This is a genomic window from Streptomyces manipurensis, assembly GCF_049570255.1.
Classification (GTDB): domain Bacteria; phylum Actinomycetota; class Actinomycetes; order Streptomycetales; family Streptomycetaceae; genus Streptomyces; species Streptomyces manipurensis.
The window spans coordinates 2,865,171-2,879,422 of sequence record NZ_CP186950.1 but is presented as its reverse complement, the minus strand read 5'-3'; the positions used below and the strand labels follow the sequence as shown (position 1 = coordinate 2,879,422).

The 14,252-nt window shown below is 72.2% G+C and carries 14 protein-coding genes and 1 other RNA gene; 9 read left to right on the top strand and 6 right to left on the bottom strand.

Annotated features, from left to right (window positions below; translation table 11 throughout):
• Window positions 1–41: 41 nt before the first annotated feature.
• A complete protein-coding gene (locus ACPU2J_RS13200) occupies window positions 42–1,043 on the bottom strand; it encodes an isopenicillin N synthase family dioxygenase (RefSeq protein ID WP_361595489.1) in 1,002 nt (333 codons plus the stop codon).
• Between the two features lie 315 nt (window positions 1,044–1,358).
• Between ACPU2J_RS13200 and prfB the strand changes: the two genes are divergently transcribed.
• Window positions 1,359–2,468, top strand: a complete 1,110-nt coding sequence (prfB, locus tag ACPU2J_RS13195; RefSeq protein ID WP_361595486.1) for a peptide chain release factor 2 — start codon at window positions 1,359–1,361, stop codon at window positions 2,466–2,468.
• A 145-nt stretch (window positions 2,469–2,613) separates the two neighbouring features.
• On the opposite strand, the gene ACPU2J_RS13190 is transcribed toward prfB, so the two are convergent.
• Window positions 2,614–2,805 carry a hypothetical protein gene (locus tag ACPU2J_RS13190; RefSeq protein ID WP_361595483.1) on the bottom strand — a complete coding sequence of 64 codons (192 nt, stop codon included), beginning with the start codon at window positions 2,803–2,805 and terminating at the stop codon, window positions 2,614–2,616.
• A 237-nt stretch (window positions 2,806–3,042) separates the two neighbouring features.
• Between ACPU2J_RS13190 and ftsE the strand changes: the two genes are divergently transcribed.
• From ftsE to ssrA, 5 genes are all read left to right on the top strand, one after another.
• Window positions 3,043–3,732: a cell division ATP-binding protein FtsE gene (gene ftsE, locus ACPU2J_RS13185; protein WP_030011324.1), complete on the top strand. Its 690-nt coding sequence runs from the start codon at window positions 3,043–3,045 to the stop codon at window positions 3,730–3,732.
• A gap of 17 nt (window positions 3,733–3,749) precedes the next feature.
• On the top strand, window positions 3,750–4,706 hold the full coding sequence (ftsX, locus tag ACPU2J_RS13180; RefSeq protein ID WP_361595480.1) for a permease-like cell division protein FtsX: 957 nt from the start codon (window positions 3,750–3,752) through the stop codon (window positions 4,704–4,706).
• Between the two features lie 68 nt (window positions 4,707–4,774).
• Window positions 4,775–5,962 (top strand): S41 family peptidase, encoded by a 1,188-nt coding sequence (locus tag ACPU2J_RS13175; RefSeq protein ID WP_420080643.1) that lies wholly within the window; start codon window positions 4,775–4,777, stop codon window positions 5,960–5,962.
• Window positions 5,963–5,980: 18 nt separating this feature from the next.
• Window positions 5,981–6,466: an SsrA-binding protein SmpB gene (gene smpB, locus ACPU2J_RS13170; RefSeq protein ID WP_361595474.1), complete on the top strand. Its 486-nt coding sequence runs from the start codon at window positions 5,981–5,983 to the stop codon at window positions 6,464–6,466.
• A gap of 82 nt (window positions 6,467–6,548) precedes the next feature.
• Window positions 6,549–6,937, top strand: a transfer-messenger RNA (tmRNA) gene (ssrA, locus tag ACPU2J_RS13165).
• 108 nt (window positions 6,938–7,045) lie between these two features.
• On the opposite strand, the gene ACPU2J_RS13160 is transcribed toward ssrA, so the two are convergent.
• From ACPU2J_RS13160 to ACPU2J_RS13145, 4 genes are all read right to left on the bottom strand, one after another.
• A complete protein-coding gene (locus ACPU2J_RS13160; protein WP_420082423.1) occupies window positions 7,046–7,468 on the bottom strand; it encodes a type II toxin-antitoxin system VapC family toxin in 423 nt (140 codons plus the stop codon).
• Between the two features lie 5 nt (window positions 7,469–7,473).
• Complete coding sequence (locus ACPU2J_RS13155) at window positions 7,474–7,704, bottom strand: FitA-like ribbon-helix-helix domain-containing protein (RefSeq protein ID WP_420080644.1); 231 nt, start codon at window positions 7,702–7,704, stop codon at window positions 7,474–7,476.
• A 156-nt stretch (window positions 7,705–7,860) separates the two neighbouring features.
• Window positions 7,861–9,042 (bottom strand): SH3 domain-containing protein, encoded by a 1,182-nt coding sequence (locus ACPU2J_RS13150; RefSeq protein WP_423833294.1) that lies wholly within the window; start codon window positions 9,040–9,042, stop codon window positions 7,861–7,863.
• Between the two features lie 49 nt (window positions 9,043–9,091).
• Window positions 9,092–10,402, bottom strand: a complete 1,311-nt coding sequence (locus ACPU2J_RS13145; RefSeq protein ID WP_423834962.1) for an MFS transporter — start codon at window positions 10,400–10,402, stop codon at window positions 9,092–9,094.
• Window positions 10,403–10,510: 108 nt separating this feature from the next.
• Between ACPU2J_RS13145 and ACPU2J_RS13140 the strand changes: the two genes are divergently transcribed.
• The 3 genes from ACPU2J_RS13140 to ACPU2J_RS13130 all read left to right on the top strand — a co-directional run bounded on the left by ACPU2J_RS13140 (window position 10,511) and on the right by ACPU2J_RS13130 (window position 14,215).
• Window positions 10,511–11,485 carry a LysR family transcriptional regulator gene (locus ACPU2J_RS13140; protein WP_423833293.1) on the top strand — a complete coding sequence of 325 codons (975 nt, stop codon included), beginning with the start codon at window positions 10,511–10,513 and terminating at the stop codon, window positions 11,483–11,485.
• A 94-nt stretch (window positions 11,486–11,579) separates the two neighbouring features.
• Window positions 11,580–12,950 (top strand): nitrate/nitrite transporter, encoded by a 1,371-nt coding sequence (locus ACPU2J_RS13135; RefSeq protein ID WP_365497217.1) that lies wholly within the window; start codon window positions 11,580–11,582, stop codon window positions 12,948–12,950.
• Between the two features lie 89 nt (window positions 12,951–13,039).
• Window positions 13,040–14,215, top strand: coding sequence for a uroporphyrinogen-III synthase (locus ACPU2J_RS13130; RefSeq protein ID WP_420080646.1), 1,176 nt, complete (start codon window positions 13,040–13,042; stop codon window positions 14,213–14,215).
• Window positions 14,216–14,252: the final 37 nt, after the last annotated feature.

Genomic DNA, 14,252 nt, shown 5'->3' with positions numbered 1-14,252 from the left:
CGAGGAGCGAGGTCCGGGGCGCAGCCCCGGGAGCCCGGCCGCTACGCCGCGGCCAGTTCCGGGTGCCAGCGGCGGGCGACGGCCGGGTGGGCGCGGACCCAGCCCTTCAGCTCGTTGCGGCCGTACTCGGCGTGCAGCGGGTTCGACGCGTCGTGGGCGACCCCGGGGGCCGAGCGCAGGTAGTCGCCCGGAACGGTGTCGACCACCGCGTCCAGGCGCGGGTTGTAGAAGAACGGCACCGAGAACCGCTCGACCGCACCCGGCGGGCTGACCACCCGGTGGTCGGTCGCCGTCAGGTACCCCTCCGTGGCGATCTCCAGCAGTTCGCCCAGGTTGACGACGAAGGCGCCCGGCAGCGGCGGCACGTCCACGTAGCCGCCGTCCCGGACCACCTGGAGGCCGCCCACCGAGTCCTGGAGCAGCAGCGTGAGGAACCCGTAGTCCTTGTGCGCGCCCACCCCCTGGTCGGCGCCGGAGGGGGCCGACCCCGGGTAGCGGATCAGCTTCGTGTGCAGGTGGGGCCGGTCGGCGAAGGCCGCGTCGAAGAAGTCGGCGGGGGCCCCGATGGAGACGAGCAGCTCCCGCAGCAGGCGGTGCGCGACGGCAGCCAGGCGGGCCTGCCAGTCGAGGACCACCGGACGGAGCTCCGGGAGCGCGGCGGGCCACTGGTTCGGGCCCTCCAGCCACAGGTACGCCGGATCGCCGGGACCCACGTGCGGGGCCGGGCGCTCGGCGCCCACGTCCAGCTGGTCGCGCCAGTCGGAGGCGCCGCCGGTCAGCTCGTGGCCGATGCGGGTGTAACCGCGGAAGTGCGGGGAGTTCAGGTTGCTCACCGAGAGCCGGTCGGCTTCCGGGAGGGCGAAGAAGGCCCTGGTCAGCTCAAGGATGCGGGCGCTCTCGGCGGCGGTGACACCATGCCCGGTCAGGTGCAGGAAGCCGGTGTCCCGGGCGGCTGCGTGCAGGTTCTTGAGGAAGTCGGCCCGCTGGGCCGGGTCGTCGGCCTGCGAGAGGTCCAGGACGGGGAGAGGGTGCGCGGACGGCATGACGGCTCCGTTTCGGATGTCACGGGGTCCTGTTCCCCAGAGGTGGCGGGGGCCGCGGGTGGGGAGGGGCCGCCGGCAGGGTTGGCGCCGGGACCGCTTGGGCCGCGTGCAGGACCAAGTCGGATCGGGGTGGATCAGGCTTGTGTTCGGTCCGGCGGCTGACAGCTCGTCGTCGTGACACGCATGTGGTCCACATGGCGGCGCTTGACGAGGACAACGGTCATACCGTGAGCGTACGCCCGTGCGAGCCATCATCAGAACGGGTGATCCGGCCTGCCCGGACGGGCTCGCCCGGGGACCGGCTACGCTGGACCCGTGGCAGTCGTCGATGTTTCCGAAGAGCTGAAGTCCCTCTCCTCGACCATGGGGTCGATCGAGGCCGTCCTGGACCTCGACAAGCTGAGGGCAGATATCGCCGTGCTCGAGGAGCAGGCCGCCGCGCCGTCCCTGTGGGACGACCCGGAGGCCGCCCAGAAGATCACGAGCAAGCTTTCGCACCTCCAGGCGGAGGTCCGCAAGGCCGAGACCCTGCGCGGGCGCATCGACGACCTCGGGGTGCTCTTCGAGCTCGCCCAGGAGATGGACGACGCGGACACCCTCGCCGAGGCGGAGGCCGAGCTGGCGTCCGTCCGCAAGGCCCTGGACGAGATGGAGGTCCGGACCCTGCTCTCCGGCGAGTACGCCGAGCGCGAGGCCCTGGTCAACATCCGCGCCGAGGCCGGCGGCGTCGACGCCTCCGACTTCGCCGAGCGCCTCCAGCGCATGTACCTGCGCTGGGCCGAGCGCCACGGCTACTCCACCGAGATCTACGAGACCTCGTACGCGGAAGAGGCCGGCATCAAGTCGACCACCTTCGTCGTCAAGGCCCCGTACGCCTACGGCACCCTCTCCGTCGAGCAGGGCACGCACCGCCTGGTGCGCATCTCGCCCTTCGACAACCAGGGCCGCCGCCAGACCTCCTTCGCCGGCGTCGAGGTGCTCCCGGTCGTCGAGACCAGCGACCACGTCGAGATCGACGAGTCCGAGCTGCGCGTCGACGTCTACCGCGCCTCCGGCCCCGGCGGCCAGGGCGTCAACACCACCGACTCGGCCGTGCGCATCACGCACATCCCGACCGGCATCGTGGTCTCCTGCCAGAACGAGCGCTCGCAGATCCAGAACAAGGCCAGCGCCATGAACGTCCTCCAGGCCAAGCTGCTGGAGCGGCGACGCCAGGAGGAGCAGGCCAGGATGGACGCCCTCAAGGACGGCGGCAGCTCCTGGGGCAACCAGATGCGCTCCTACGTCCTGCACCCGTACCAGATGGTCAAGGACCTGCGGACGGAGTTCGAGGTCGGCAACCCGCAGGCCGTCCTCGACGGCGAGATCGACGGCTTCCTGGAGGCCGGGATCCGCTGGCGCAAGCAGCAGGAGCAGACCGCCTAGAACGCAGGGCGCTCCGCGCACGCACGGAACACGGGAAGGGCCGGGACACCATCGGGTGTCCCGGCCCTTCCGCTTGCGCGTGATCGGTACGCGGCGCGGGCACCGACGAGCCGGCGCCGGGCCCGCCCGGAAAGCAGCGGCCCGCCTAGACGGTCTGCTGTGCCACCAGCACCAGGGCGGCCACGAGGACCACCATGAGCACGACGAGGGCCACGGGGTTCAGGCCGGAGAAGGGACTCTCCTGCTGGAGGCGCTCCCGGTTCGCCCGGCACACCGGGCAGCGGCCCTGGCTGACGGGCGCGGCGCAGTTCGCGCACACGAGCCGGTCATATGTCATGCGCTCCTCCTCTCGTCCCCTCGGTCTTCTCGATGCCTATAACGGCAAGGGGAACCGGAGCGTTCCCCCTACCACTGTGCCAGCTTCGCCGACATTCGGCGCGGCCCGTCCGGGCAATCGCGGTCAGGACCCCCCGGGACCCGGGGATAATCCGGACAACTCCGGTGGCCGGGTCCACACCCCGCGCCCGTTCGCGTATGGTCACGCACACCTACTCCCGGCGACCGTGGTGCACCCGTGATCCGATTCGACAGTGTCTCCAAGTCCTACCCGAAGCAGAGCCGTCCCGCACTCAGGGAAGTCTCCCTCGACATCGCCAAGGGCGAGTTCGTCTTCCTGGTCGGCTCCTCCGGCTCCGGCAAGTCCACCTTCCTGCGGCTGATCCTGCGCGAGGAGCGGGCGAGCCACGGCCAGGTGCACGTCCTGGGCAAGGACCTCGCCAAGCTCTCCAACTGGAAGGTCCCGCAGATGCGGCGCCAGCTGGGGACCGTCTTCCAGGACTTCCGGCTGCTGCCCAACAAGACCGTGGCCGAGAACGTGGCCTTCGCCCAGGAGGTCATCGGCAAGCCCCGGGGCGAGATCCGCAAGGCCGTCCCCCAGGTCCTGGAGCTGGTCGGCCTGGGCGGCAAGGAGGAGCGGATGCCCGGCGAGCTCTCCGGCGGCGAGCAGCAGCGCGTGGCCATCGCCCGTGCGTTCGTCAACCGCCCCGCCCTGCTGATCGCGGACGAGCCCACCGGCAACCTCGACCCCCAGACCTCCGTCGGGATCATGAAGCTGCTGGACCGGATCAACCGGACCGGCACCACCGTGATCATGGCGACGCACGACCAGCAGATCGTGGACCAGATGCGCAAGCGCGTCATCGAACTCGAACAGGGCCGACTCGTACGCGACCAGTCGCGCGGCGTCTACGGCTACCAGCACTGAAAGGCCCTTGAGACGTCATGCGCGCCCAGTTCGTCATGTCGGAGATCGGCGTCGGCCTCCGTCGCAATCTCACCATGACCTTCGCGGTCATCATCTCCGTGGCCCTGTCCCTGGCCCTGTTCGGCGGCTCCCTGCTCATGAGCGAGCAGGTGGGCCGGATGAAGGGCTACTGGTACGACAAGGCCAACGTCTCGATCTACCTCTGCAACAAGCAGGACGCCCAGGAGGCCAGTGAGGCCGCCTCGAAGTCCGGCGGCGCGGGGGCGGGCGTCTCCTGCTCCAAGGGCGCGGTGACCGAGGAGCAGAAGAAGCAGATCGAGGCCGACCTCAAGGCGATGTCGCTGGTGAAGTCGGTGGCCTACGAGTCCGCCGACGAGGCGTACAAGCACTACCAGGAGCAGTACGGCCACACGGCGCTGGCCTCCTCCATCACCCCCGACCAGATGCAGGAGTCCTTCCGGGTCAAGCTCAAGAACCCGGAGAAGTACAAGGTGGTCACCTCCGCCTTCACCGGCCGGGACGGCATCCACACCGTCGACGACCAGCGCCAGGCCATCGACGACCTGTTCCGGATCCTGAACTACCTCAACATGGCCGCCATCGGCATCATGGCGATCATGCTGATCGTGGCGCTGCTGCTGATCGTCAACACCGTGCGCGTCTCGGCGTTCAGCCGCAGGCGGGAGACCGGGATCATGCGGCTGGTCGGCGCCTCCAGCTTCTACATCCAGGTCCCGTTCATCATGGAGGCCGCCGTCGCCGGCCTCATCGGCGCGCTCTTCGCCTGCGCCATGCTGGTCTCCGGCCAGTACTTCGTGATCGACCACGGCGTCGGGCTGCGCGACAAGATCCAGCTGATCGACTTCATGGGCTGGGGATCGGTGCTGGCGAAGCTGCCCTACGTCCTCTTCATCGGCCTCCTGATGCCCTCCATGGCCGCCTTCATCGCCCTGCGCAAGTACCTGAAGGTGTGACAAGCGCCCCGTGAGCGCTCCCGGGCAACCCCCCGTACCGCCGCGGGCCTTGTCCTAGACTCGGCGCCATGCTGGGCTTGCCGAGTATTCCCGCCTCCAGTCCCCGGCCCCGCGACCCACGTCGCGGGGCCGCTCTGACGTTAACCTTCGCCGCCGTCGTCGCCGTCGGTGCCGTCACCGGATGCTGGGACCGCGAGGACACCGCCGTGGCAGCCGTCCGTACGGGAACCCCCGCGCCGGCAGCCACCCGTACGGCGGGGACCGCCGACCGCGAGGCGGTCGCCCGCGCCGCCGCCGAGGCCGTCGCCGAGGGCAAGTCCGGCAAGAAGGCCGCCCAGGAGGTCGTCAGCCGCAGCGGCGACCGCTGGGGCACCGTCTACGACCAGGGCGAGTACGCCGCCTTCGCCGAAGGCCTCGACGGCCACTGGACCGGCGTCGGCGTCTGGGCCGTGCGCGCCGGCGACGGCGCCATCCGGGTCGACACGGTGCAGCCCGGCGGCCCCGCGGACCGCGCCGGGCTGCGGGCCGGAGACCGGCTGCTGAGCGTCGACGGCCACGCCGTGACCGGCCTGGCCGTCGGGGACGTGGTCGCGCTGCTGCGAGGGGCCGCGGGCACCCCGGTCGTGCTGAACCTGAACCGTGACGGCGCCGCCGTCACCGAGACCGTCCTGCGCCAGCAGCTGCAGACCGAGGCGGTGACCGTGCGGCAGCTCGCCGGCGACGTCACCGTGATCAAGGTCAGCTCCTTCACCCGGGGCTCCGGCGAACGGGTCAGGGCCGCCGTCCGGGCCGCTCCCGCCGGCGGCGGGGTCATGCTCGACCTGCGCGGCAACCGGGGAGGCCTGGTCGACGAGGCGGTCGCGGCCGCCTCCGCCTTCCTGGACGGCGGGCTCGTGGCGACGTACGACGTCCGCGGGGAGCAGCGGGTCCTGAACGCGGCCCCCGGCGGGGACACCGTCCGGCCGCTGGTCGCCCTCGTCGACGGCGGCACGATGAGCGCGGCCGAGCTGGTCACCGGCGCCCTCCAGGACCGGGGCCGGGCGGTGGCCGTGGGCAGCCGCACCTTCGGCAAGGGCTCGGTGCAGATGCCCACCGCGCTCCCGGACGGCTCGGTGGCCGAGCTGACCGTGGGCACCTACCGCACCCCCGCCGGCCGCAGCCTGGACGGATCGGGCATCACCCCCGACGTTCCCGCGGGAGACCGGGCCGAGGAGCGCGCGGTCACGGTATTGGGTGGCCTCGGGGTGGGTCCGTAGTGCGAAAATGACCGCACTATGGCTAAGGAAAAAGGGCGCAAGCTGATCGCCCAGAACAAGAAGGCGCGTCACGACTACGCGATCCTCGACACCTACGAGTGCGGTCTCGTGCTCACGGGCACCGAGGTCAAGTCGCTGCGCCAGGGCCGGGCCTCGCTGGTCGACGGCTTCGTGTCGGTGGAGGGCGGGGAGGTCTGGCTCTACAACGTGCACGTGCCGGAGTACAGCCAGGGCACCTGGACGAACCACAGCGCGCGGCGCAAGCGCAAGCTCCTCATGCACCGGGAGGAGATCGACAAGCTGGAGCGCAAGGCCGACGAGTCGGGCCACACGGTCGTGCCGCTGTCCCTGTACTTCAAGGACGGCCGTGCGAAGGTCGAGATCGCGCTGGCCAAGGGCAAGAAGGAGTACGACAAGCGGCAGACCCTGCGGGAGAAGCAGGACACCCGCGAGACCAACCGCGCGATCTCGGCGATCCGCAGGAAGCAGCGCGGTACGGTTTAATCGCCTGGCACGCGGTGGTCCACTTCGCGTACCATGGCGTCAGCACCGCCCCCCGGGGCGGAGCAGCTTGTTAAAAAAACATGGGGATGATCGGTTTCGACAGCGGATGTCGATGCAGGGGAAGCGAGCCGAGGAAGCGGCAATGATCTCGCTAACCACATGTCGCAAAAAATAATCGCCAACTCCAAGAGCGATAACTCCCGCTTCACCCTCGCTGCCTAATAACAGTGAGCTGAAGCCTCTGTGAGGAGCGTCAGCCCGGAAGTGGTCCCGGTCCGGATCCTGGCGTCAACAAGGGATCTAAACCTCCAGCCCCGGTCACGGGGGTTGGAGGGAAATCAAACAGTGACTGAGCCCGTCGGAGACTTGTCCGTGTGATCTCCGGGGCCGAGAAAAGCGCAGCGGACTGCGCTCGGAGAAGCCCTGCTTCTGCACCGTTGGACGCGGGTTCGATTCCCGCCATCTCCACTCATCCCATGTGGGCAAGGGCCCCGCGGCCTTCCGGCTGCGGGGCCTTCGTCATGTGCGAGCGCGGCGGAAGCACCGACCTTCGGGGAGCGTGGCGGATGCGGTGGTGCGTCAGGTACCTGGGTGCGGAGGCTGATCGCTGCCGGCGGTGACGAGCTCGATGTGGCAACGCGGTTTCTGAACGCCTCGTTCGATGCGCACGTCCGCCGTCAGCAGGGGGACGCCCAGGGTTTCGGCGAGGGCGACGTACGTGGCGTCGTAGGCGGAGAGGTTGGCGTACAGCTTTCGGATCCGGGGGAGCAGCGGGCCCGTTTCATGCCGTTGTACGCGCAGCCCCTGGTAGGTCTTGAAGTGCTCATCGAGGCTCTCGGGGGCGATTTTGGCGCCGCGTGCCATGCCCAGAAGAGCGGAGGCGATCTCCGTGTCCAGCAGGTAGGGAGCCGCGAGAGTGTCTTCCTTGCCGATGCGGCGGCGGGCAGTGGCGCCCCGGGAGCCCCGGTCCGTGAGGAACAGGACCACGGCGGAGGAGTCCACGACGATCAACGGCCCGCCCTGCCCGTGTCGATGGCGTCGAGGACGTCCTGGACGTCGATGTCCTCCGTGGCGTAGCGCTCGGCGCGCCCGGCCATTTCGGCGAGCGTGGGCTGGGTGGCGTCCCGGGTGACAAGGCTGAGCAGGTAGCTCTGGAGGGACTGTCCGGCTTCGGCGGCGCGGACCTTTATGCGGCGGGCGACGTCCTCGGGTACTTCCCGGATCGTGAACGCAGTCATGACTGCATTTTATCGTCAATGCAGTCACTTCGCAGTCGCCGCTCGCCAGGGGCGTCCGGGCGCTGCCCGTGCTCCCACGGGACAAGGGCCCCGCGGCCTTCCGGCTGCGGGGCCTTCGTCATGCCCGGGGGGTGTCGTGCCCGGGGGTGGTGCGGGTCAGCAGAACGGGACCTTGTTGAGGTTCTGCGCGTAGCGGGCGGCGATCCAGCCGCTGCCGTCGGCGAGCTTGTACCAGATCGTGTTGCCGTCGACCTTCTCGCCGTTGACCTTGCACTGGAGCGCGACGACCGAGCCGCTCGCGGCCTTGCCGGTCTTCGCGTAGCGGGTGCCGGGGCCGGAGCGGATGCCGAGGCCCTTGCCGGGGGAGACGATCTTGGCCTTCGGGGTGTCGTGGTGCTCCTTGCCGCCGCCGCACTTGCAGTCGCCCGGCTTGCCCTTCGGGCCCTGCGGGCCGACCGGGCCGGGCTTGCCGTGCGGGCCCTTGGGCCCGGCCGGGCCGCGGTCGCCCTTGGGGCCCTGCGGACCGCGCGGGCCCTGGTCGCCCTTGTGACCCTTGGGTCCCTGGTCGCCCTTGGGGCCCCTGGGGCCTGCGGGGCCGCGGTCGCCCTTGTCGCCCTTGTCGCCCTTGGGTCCCTGGGGGCCGCCCGCCGGGCCCGCGGGGCCGCGGTCGCCCTTCTCGCCGCGGGGGCCCTGGGGGCCGGCCGGGCCGCGGTCGCCCTTGTCTCCCTTGTCCCCCTTGTCGCCCTTCTCGCCCTTGGGGCCGGGCTTTCCGTGGTGGCCGGGCTTGCCGGAGTCCCCGGGCTTGCCGTCGTCTCCCTTGTCTCCCTTGTCGCCCCGGTCTCCCTTGGGGCCGCTCACCGCGGTGGCCACGGCGAACAGGACGGGCGCGTCGACGTCGGTGGCCCATTCGCCGCCGGTGAGCGTGGTGCCCTGCGGGGCGTCGGCGTCGACCCGTACCGCCACGGCGAGTTGGGTCTGCTCGGCCGCGGCGAAGCGGAAGCCCGAGCGAGTCCCCGCCTCGCAGGTGAGCCGGCGCGCGTCGGCCGACCGCGTGCACGGCGCCGCCGCGCGGGTGCCGTTCCAGTAGAAGCGGGCCTCCGGGAAGGTGGTCCGTTCCGGGGCGGTGATGCGGAAGGAGCCGCTGGCGGCCGGCTCCGCGCCGCCCAGGGCGGCGATGACGACGCGTCCCGTACCGCCGGGGGCGATGGAGGGGACGTAGGGCTGGGAGAAGCGGACGCCCGCTGAGTCGGCGAGGGCGGGAGCCACCGGCACGAGGGCGCCGGCGGTGACGGCCGCGACGATCAGGGCCGCGGACACGGGGCGGGAAGATGACAGCAAGGGGTGTTCCTCCGCGAAGGGAAGGGCGCTGGGGGGAAGGCATCCCCAGTTATTGCGGATCGCGGGCGGCGGGTCCGCGTACCACGCGGGCATGATCACTCGGCCGCCGTACGAATCGTCCCGCTCCGGTCGCCACCAGGGCCACCGTCGCGGCCGCCGCCGACACCCCGTACGCGGCCACCGGGCCCACGGTCTCGACGGCCCAGCCGGCCGTCGCCGCCCCGCCCGCGATGCCGGTGAGGGTCGCGGTGACGGCGAGGGTCATCCCCTCGTTGAGGCGCCCCTCGGGGATGCGGGCGTGCACCTCGGCCATCGCCGTGACCATGGTCGGGGCGGTCGCCATGCCGGCCAGCAGCAGGGCGCAGGCCAGGGCCGCCACGGAGCCGGTGGCGGCCGCCGCCCAGGGAAGGGTCATCAGCACGGCGAGGGCGCACGCGCACGCCGTCAACGAGCGGGCGCGCACCGTTCCGTAGAGGAGGCCGGCCGCGCAGGAGCCGGCCGCCTGGAGGGCCAGGACGGGCCCCGAGGCGGCGCCCAGGCCGAGGGCGTCGAGGTGGGCGATCGAGGCGATCTCCATGGAGCCGAAGAGCACGCCGCAGACGAGGAAGAGCGGCAGCAGGGGGCCCAGGGTCCGCAGCGGGGAGCCGCCGCCGCGGGGAGTCCCGGCGGCCGGCGGCTGCGTGGCGCGGCAGGAGGTGAAGACGAGCATCCCGGTGAGCAGGAGGAACGCGCCGGTGAGGGTGCCCGCCTCGGGGAACACCGCGCTGCACAGGAAGGCGGCCAGGACCGGCCCGAGCATGAAGCACAGCTCGTCCGCGGCCTGCTCGAAGGACATGGCGGTGTGCCGGGAGGCGGGGGAGTCGCGCAGCAGGTGCGTCCACCGGGCCCGGGACATGCCGCCGATGTTGGGGGTGGTGGCGGTCGCGGCGTAGGAGGCGAAGAGGGTCCAGGCGGGGGCGCCGGCGCGGACGCACAGGACCAGCGACAGCGAACCGAGGACGGCGATCAGGGTGGCCGGTACGGCGATCCGGGCCTGGCCGTGGCGGTCGACCAGCCGGGCGGTCCAGGGCGCCACCAGTGCCGTGGCGGCGAGGCCGGTGGCCGTCACGGCCCCGGCGAGGGCGTACGAGCCGCGCTGCCCGGCGATCATCATGACCGCGCTGACGCCGAACATGCCCATGGGGAGGCGGGCGACGAGGTTCCCCGCGGTGAACCGGCGGGTGCCGGGCAGCTCGAACAGCCTGCGGTAGGGGCCCGGCGTGCGGCGGGGCCCCCGGCCGCCGTCCGGGGGCCGCGGAGCGGGTGCGGCGGCGGGTGTCGAGGGGGCGGCGAGGACGAGGGTGGTGCCGGTGACGGCCATGAGGGGCATGGGTCTCAGCCTCCGCCTCGGCGGGCGGCCGGGTCCAACACCTGTTCGAGCCGCATTCACGCACCTGTGTTGTCAGTCCCGTGTTGTTAGTCTCCGGGGGTGAATCCCCGTGACGTCGACCCGCGCCTGCTGCGCGGGTTCGTCGCGGCCGCCGAGGAACTCCACTTCACCCGTGCCGCCGCCCGCCTCTACGTCGCCCAGCAGGCGCTCAGCCGTGACATCCGCAGGCTGGAGCACACCCTGGACACCACCCTGTTCCTGCGCACCACCCGGCAGGTCGAACTGACCCTAGACGGGCAGCGCCTGCTGCCGCTGGCCCGCCGCGTGCTGCGCGCCCACGAGGAACTGGCCGCGGCCTTCACCACCGGGGCCGGCTCCCGCCCGCTCCTCGTCGACGTCAACACCGACGGCCCCGGCACGGCCCGCACCGTCCTCGAACGCGCCCGCGAAATCGCGCCGGACTGCGAGCTGATGGCCCGCTTCGAGAGCGGGCTCACCCACGCCGCCGCCGAGGTCGCCGCCGGGCGGCTCGACGTCGCCTTCGGGTACGCCGACGGGCTGGACCCGGCGCTGCGGGCCCCCCTCGCGCGCACGCTCGTACGCCACGAGCCGCTCGCCGTGCTGCTGCCCGAGGGGCACCCGCTGGCCGCGGGGGACCGCGTACCGCTGGACGCCCTCGCCGGCGAGACCGTGTACGCGGGCGCCGGCAACCCGCGGACCACGGAGTGGACCGGGCTCGCGCGGGAACTCTTCGCCGGGCGGGGGATCCTGATGGCGCCGCCCGCACCGGTCGCCATGGGCATGGACGAGTTCCGCCGGGTCATGGTCAAGACCGGCAACCCGGTGCTGGCGACCGTCGGCTTCCTCCAGATGCCCGGCTGCGTGAAGCTGCCGCTCACCGATCCGGTGCCGCTGTCACCGCTGTCGATGGTGTGGCGCAAGGGTTTCTCCCACCCCGGCCTGGAGGCCCTGCGCACCGCGGCCGCCGGGCTCGCCGCCGAACGCGGCTGGCTGGAACCGCCTCCCGGCAGCTGGCTGCCGGCCCGGCTCACACCCGGCCCGGCCGGCGGGTGAGAGCAAGGTTTCCCGGCGGTCATCCGCCGGGGACCGGGGCCGAAACGCGACCTCCCTACCGTCTCACCACGGACGCGACAGCTGGGGAGGCGTGATGACCGGTACGACCGCACCGCGCAGGCGGGGCCGCTGGATCGAGGAGTGGGACCCGGAGGACGAGGCCTTCTGGCGCAGGACGGGGGAGCGGACCGCCCGCCGCAACCTCGTGTACTCCGTGCTCTCCGAGCACATCGGCTTCTCCATCTGGTCCCTGTGGTCGGTGATGGTCCTCTTCATGGGGCCCGAGTACGGCATCGACCCGGCCGGGAAGTTCTTCCTGATCGCCACGGCGACCTTCGTGGGCGCCCTCGTGCGGGTGCCCTACACCTTCGCCGTCGCCCGCTTCGGCGGCCGCAACTGGACGGTCTTCAGCGCACTGATGCTGCTCGCCCCGACGGTCGCCGCGATCCTGGTCATGGAGCCGGGCACCTCGTACGCCACCTTCCTGCTCGTCGCCGCCCTCACGGGGGTGGGCGGCGGCAACTTCGCCTCCTCCATGACCAACATCAACGCCTTCTTCCCGCTGCGGAAGAAAGGCTGGGCGCTCGGCCTGAACGCCGGCGGCGGCAACATCGGCGTCCCCGTCGTCCAGCTCGCCGGGCTGCTGGTCATCGCCACCGCCGGCGCCGGCCACCCGCGGATCCTGCTCGGCGCCTACCTCCCGCTGATCGTGCTCGCGGCGGTCCTCGCGGCCGTGCGGATGGACAACCTCGCCCCCGTCCGCAACGACACCGGAGCGGTCCGCGAGGCGCTCGGGGACGCGCACACGTGGATCATGTCCTTCCTCTACGTCGGCACCTTCGGGTCGTTCATCGGCTACAGCTTCGCCTTCGGCCTGGTCCTGCAGACCCAGTTCGGGCGGACCCCGCTCCAGGCCGCGTCGCTCACCTTCGCCGGACCGCTGCTCGGCTCGCTGATCCGGCCGGTGGGCGGGGCACTGGCGGACCGCTTCGGCGGGGCCCGGATCACCCTGGGCACCTTCGTGGCGATGGCCGCGGCCACCACCGTGGTGGTGTTCGCCTCCGAGCGGGCCTCGCTGCCGGTCTTCCTCGTCGGCTTCGTCGCCCTGTTCGTCCTGAGCGGCCTCGGCAACGGATCGACGTACAAGATGATCCCGGGCATCTTCCAGGCGAAGGCCCTGGCCCGCGGGATGGGCGGGGAGGCCGCCGCGGCCTACGGGCGGAGGCTCTCCGGCGCCTCGATGGGCCTGATCGGAGCCGTCGGCGCGCTCGGGGGACTCGGCATCAACCTGGTCTTCCGCGAGGCCTTCCGCAGCTCCGGTTCGGGCACGGCGGCCTTCGTCACCTTCCTCGGCTTCTACGCCGTGTGCTGCACGGTCACCTGGGCGGTATACCTTCGCCGGCCCGCCCCGGCCGCCCGGCCGGTGGCCGGAGCCGAGGCGAAACCCCAGCTCACGTCGGTGTAACCGGGGCGAAATACGGGTGAACCGAGCCCGACACGCCGAGTTGGCAGGCTCGGTCCGCCCGCACCCCCATGGTCAGTAGGCAGGTCACGATGGACGTCACGCACACCGGCCCGCTCGCGGGCTTCACCGTAGGGGTCACCGCAGCCCGGCGGGCCGACGAGCTCATCGCGCTGCTGCGGCGGCGCGGGGCGGCGGTCCTGCACGCGCCGGCGCTGCGGATCGTGCCACTCGCCGACGACGGCGAACTGCTCGCCGCCACCGGGGAACTGATCGCCCGTCCGCCGGACGCGGTCGTCGCCACCACGGCCATCGGCTTCCGGGGATGGATCGAGGCGGCCGACGGATGGGGGATCGGCGAGGAACTGCTGGCGCGCCTGCGGGACACCGAACTCCTCGCGCGCGGGCCGAAGGTCAAGGGGGCCGTACGGGCCGCCGGGCTCGTGGAGGACTGGTCCCCGGACTCGGAGTCCCTCGCCGAGGTGCTGGACCGGCTGCTGACGGCCGGGGTCGCCGGCCGCAGGATCGCCCTCCAGCTGCACGGGGAACCGCTGCCCGGCTTCGTCGAGGCGCTGCGGGCCGGCGGCGCCGACGTGGTGGTGGTCCCCGTCTACCGGTGGATGGCCCCGGCCGAGATCGCACCGCTGGACCGGCTGCTGGACGCCATCGCCGCAGGCCAGCTGGACGCGGTCAGCTTCACCTCGGCTCCGGCGGCGGCCTCGCTGCTCTCCCGCGCCGCGGAACGCGGCATGCGGGACGCCGTCCTCGACGCGCTGCGCGGGGGGCTGCTCTCCGCCTGCGTCGGGCCGGTGACCGCACTGCCGCTGCAGGCGCTCGGGGTGGACACCGTGCAGCCGGAGCGCTTCCGGCTCGGCCCGCTGGTGCAACTGCTCTGCCGGGAACTGCCGGGCCGCGCACGGGTGCTGCGGGTGGCCGGGCACCGGCTGGAGATCCGCGGGCACGCCGTCCTGGTCGACGAGGAGCTGCGGCCCGTCCCGCCCGCCGGAATGGCCCTGCTGCGGACCCTGGCCCGGCGCCCCGGCTGGGTGGTGGCCCGCGCCGACCTGCTGCGCGCCCTGCCGGGCGCGGGCCGCGACGAGCACGCCGTGGAGACGGCGATGGCCCGCCTGCGGGCGGCGCTGGGGGCACCGAACCTGATCCAGACGGTGGTCAAGCGCGGCTACCGGCTCTCGCTGGACGCGGGCGGCGAGGGCAAGTACGGCGAACTGCCCGAACGGGCGGCGGCGGCCGGCGGCGCCCCGGCCTGACGCGCACCGCGCCCGCTCGGGACCTCGAGCCCCTGAC